This window comes from Aliamphritea spongicola, assembly GCF_017051665.1.
Lineage (GTDB): Bacteria > Pseudomonadota > Gammaproteobacteria > Pseudomonadales > Balneatricaceae > Amphritea > Amphritea spongicola.
On record NZ_JAFIDL010000049.1, the window covers coordinates 1 to 350 of the forward strand.

The following is a 350-nucleotide window of genomic DNA, read 5'->3' on the forward strand; positions in this document are numbered from 1 at the left end:
GATCTGACCGATGCCGCCATCAAAATGGTGCGCATGCAGTCGATCGAGAAAAATCGCACCCGTGCCGAAGAGTTGGCCGAAGAGCGCATTCTCGACGTGCTGATCCCGCCGGCCAAAAACAACTGGGGCCAGCCGGAAGAAGGCCAGGAACCGTCCGCCGCCCGCCAGGCATTCCGCAAGAAACTGCGCGAAGGCCAGCTGGATGACAAAGAGATCGAAATCGATCTGGCCGCCGCGCCGATGGGCGTGGAAATCATGGCGCCTCCGGGCATGGAAGAGATGACCAACCAGCTGCAGTCGATGTTCCAGAACCTCGGCGGCCAAAAGCAAAAACCGCGCAAGCTGAAGAT

1 pseudogene is annotated in these 350 nt (G+C 59.7%); it reads left to right on the forward strand.

Features of this window, described 5'->3' with window-relative positions:
• A pseudogene (gene hslU, locus JYB63_RS22685) lies at positions 1-350 on the forward strand (HslU--HslV peptidase ATPase subunit); the annotation flags it as partial.